4 protein-coding genes are annotated in these 3,923 nt (G+C 24.7%); all 4 read right to left on the reverse strand.

Features of this window, described 5'->3' with window-relative positions; genetic code table 11:
- Positions 1-1,433 (reverse strand): NAD(P)H-hydrate dehydratase (locus tag ACWYO2_RS05160; RefSeq protein ID WP_455515416.1); only part of this gene is annotated, 1,433 nt, incomplete at its 3' end.
- Complete coding sequence (galU, locus tag ACWYO2_RS05165; protein WP_455515417.1) at positions 1,430-2,323, reverse strand: UTP--glucose-1-phosphate uridylyltransferase GalU; 894 nt, start codon at positions 2,321-2,323, stop codon at positions 1,430-1,432. The genes galU and ACWYO2_RS05160, both read right to left, overlap by 4 nt.
- Before the next feature lie 13 nt (positions 2,324-2,336).
- Positions 2,337-3,188: a tRNA pseudouridine(55) synthase TruB gene (gene truB, locus ACWYO2_RS05170; protein WP_455515418.1), complete on the reverse strand. Its 852-nt coding sequence runs from the start codon at positions 3,186-3,188 to the stop codon at positions 2,337-2,339.
- Between the two features lie 29 nt (positions 3,189-3,217).
- The coding region (locus ACWYO2_RS05175; protein WP_455515419.1) for a sensor histidine kinase at positions 3,218-3,923 on the reverse strand (706 nt) is incomplete at its 5' end.

Genomic DNA, 3,923 nt, shown 5'->3' on the forward strand with positions numbered 1-3,923 from the left:
TAATACGGTATATTTTTTATAAGCTCTGATGGAGTTATAATGTAGTTCTCTTTTTTCAATTCATCAGCTATATAACCATGTAAATATGCCCCTATTGTAGCTGCATCAATTATAGAATAATTTTGCGCAACTAAACCGGTTACCATTCCAGTTAAAACATCTCCCATTCCAGCTACTGCCATATATGGATTTCCAGTATTTACAACATATGTTTTTATACCATCGCTAATATAGGTATTCTTACCTTTTAATAAAATATTTATATTATTTATATTAGCATAATATTTAACTAACTCTACTGAATTTTTAATTAATTCTTCAATTTCAACATTGTATAATCTTGAAAATTCTCCAGTGTGAGGAGTTATAAGTGTGTTTATATTATCTTTTATGTCTATACTTGTATCTAAGGCACCAGCATCTAAGATCATATTTTTTGAGTTTTTATATTTATTTACAATAGATTTTATCATTTCTATATTTGTAATACCAGGTCCTATACCTAATACTTTACCACTTTCTAATTCTTCTATATTATCAGTAAATATGATTTCAGGAATATTATAAACTAAATTTTTCAAATTTTCATATTCAGAATACAAATATGTATAACCACTTCCTACATTTACACAAGCTTGACTTGAAAGTTTAGCAGCTCCTATATATTTGTCACTCCCTGAAATTATAAATGACTTACCAAAATTAGTTTTATTTGAATTTATATTTCTAGATTTTTTTAAATTATAGATATCCGTTTCTTCTATAAGAAAAGTATCACTATGCTGTAATAATAAATCATTAGGTATTATTACATCTTTAATTACAATAATATCGCCGGTATATTCTTTAGAATTATAATTTAAAAATCCTTTTTTATATGTAATGATAGTATATGTTATATCAGCTATTATAGCATCTTGAAACACTTCTCCACTTTCAGAATTTAATCCAGTAGGAACGTCGATAGCATAAACTTTATATTTTTTTATTATTTTAACTTCATTTATAAGATTTATAATTTTCAAGATATTATCGGACATATTTTCTTTAACTCCAACACCAAAAATTGCATCTACAACTATGTCGACATTATTTAAATAATAATCCAATTCATCTATTTGATTAATTATAGGAATACCTAAAGCTTTACATCTTTTGTAATTCAAATCACAAAGATCACTATAATTTAAATTTTCAACTCGAAATATAACGACATCTTTACCAATAGAATTTAAAAGACGAGCTAATACATATCCATCTCCTCCATTATTACCAAAACCTACAACAATTAAATATGTATCCTTACTTTTATCAATAAATTCAAATAATTTAAAACCAACATTTTCCATTAATATTTCTTTACTTATCTTGTATTTTTTTTCTATATTTTCATCAATTTCATAAGTTGTATATTTATCACCAATTATTATCATAAATTAATTTTCAACTCTTTTAAATATTCTTTTATTTTTTCTTTTAATTCAGGATGTCTTAATCCAAACTCAACATTAGCTTTAAACATTCCAAATTTATCTCCAGTATCATATCTTAACCCTTTGAAATTAAATGAATATATTTTATTTTTTGAATTTTGAGCCATTTTTAATATAGCTGGTGTTAATTGAATCTCTCCATTAACAGGTTTTTCTTCTTTCAAGTATTTAAATATTTCTGGTTCTAGTATATATCTACCAAGTGCAGCATAAACACTTGGAGCCTCTTCCACTTTAGGCTTTTCTACAAAATCAACAATTTCATAAGTATTGTCATTAATTTTTTCGCCTGGTTTTATTATACCATATTTAGATACATTTTCTTTTTCTACTTTTTGAACTCCTATTATACTTCCTCCATTAAGTTTATTATACTCTTCTATCAATTGTTTAGATACAGGAATTTCAGCTTTCTCCTTATCAGTATATATAATATCATCACCAAGCAATACTAAAAATGGTTCATTAGCAACAAATGACTCTGCACGACTGATAGCATGTCCTAATCCTAAAGGTAGTTTTTGTCTTACATAAAACATATTTGTCATATTAGATATATATTGAACTTCATCTAAAAGCACAGTTTTTCCTGCTGCTTTAAGCATTTCTTCCAATTCATAAGAATGATCAAAATGATTTTCAATAGATTGTTTATTTCTACCAGTAATAATCAAAATTTCTTGTATGCCACTTTCTATTAATTCTTCTACAAGGTATTGAAGTGCAGGTTTATCAACTATACACAACATTTCTTTAGGTTGTGCTTTAGTTGCCGGCAAAACTCTTGTACCAAGTCCAGCAGCAGGTATTATAGCTTTTCTAACTTTCATACAACATCTCCTCTTATTTAAAATATTTATGTCTTTTTATATAATAAGTATACCCTATTTTATTCTTAATTTCTACTAAACCAACAAATTTATCATTACAATAGACTTTAATAAATGAAAATGAATCATACTTTTTATCTTTAATATCCAAAATTTTAGTCATTCCATTTTTTAATTCTAAATAAAGTTTTTCATTTATATCAAGTTTTGGATAATCTAAAATCTCTTCTATAGTTATTTTTTTATTGAAATCTTTTTTACAAAATTTACCCACTTTTTCTCTAAAAAGTTCTGTCATTGTAGCAAAATATCCTAATTCTCTCCCTATATCCCTAACTAAAGATCTAATATATGTTCCACTACTAACATCACATCTAAATCTAATTTTTTTATTATTAAACTCAACATCATATATATCATATATTTCTACATTTCTAGATTCTAATTCAATTTTTTCTCCACTTCTTGCTAATTGATAAAGTTTAATTCCATCTTTTTTTATTGCTGAATACATAGGAGGAATCTGCTTAATTTTACCTTTATATTTATTTAATACCTCATTTAGTAATTCGATATTAATTTCAATTTCCCCTTTATATTCATTAATTTTTTTTCCTTCAAGATCCAATGTCTCTGTTTCATAACCTAATTCCATTTCAACAAGATAAGTTTTATCTTTTTTCATTAAATAGTCTGAAAATTTAGTAGCTCCATTTGCCATAACTATCATCATGCCTTCTGCTAAAGGATCTAGTGTTCCAGCATGCCCTATTTTTTTTATATTTTCCTCTTTTCTAATTTTTTGTATATATGAAAATGAAGAAATATTTTTAGGTTTATTTAAAATTAATATATAGTCTTCCAATTATTTTCCTTTCTAAAAATGGCAATATACTAGATATCGCCATCATTTTTTTCAATTATTATTGTGATTCTTGTTCCAATATTTATTTTTGATTCTATAGTAAATTTATGTCCTTGTATTTCTAATATTTTTTTAAATATTGAAAGCCCTAAACCATGACCTCCAGTATTTTTATTTCTTGACTCATCTATTCTATAAAATCTATCAAATATTCTTTCAAGTTCTTTACCATCCATACCATAACCTTCATCGCGTATAGATATATATCCATAATTTTCATCTGTAGTTGATGATAAGTAAATATTCGTACCTACAGGGGAATATTTTATACTATTTTCTATTACTATTCTTATGGATTGTAACAATAAATTTTTATCTGTTATAAAATCAAAATTTTCATTTTTATTTATAATAATCTTATTTGATACATCTATTAAATCATAATCTTTTTTAATTTGATTTAGTATATCACTAGAACTAATCAATATTCTATTACTTTTATCATATTCATCCGTTTCATTTCTTGATAAAAATAATAAAGATGATATTAATTTATTCATATTATCACTTTCATTAATAATAGCATTTATAGCTTCTATCAACATTTCATTTCTAGGAGTATTTTTTTCATTTTCTTGCATATTTTTAATATATCTTCTAGAAATCAATTCTGCATAACCTTTAAGTATAGTTATAGGTGTTCTTAATTCATGTGAAGCATCAGAAATAAATCTT

It is taken from the genome of Pseudostreptobacillus sp. (assembly GCF_977040545.1).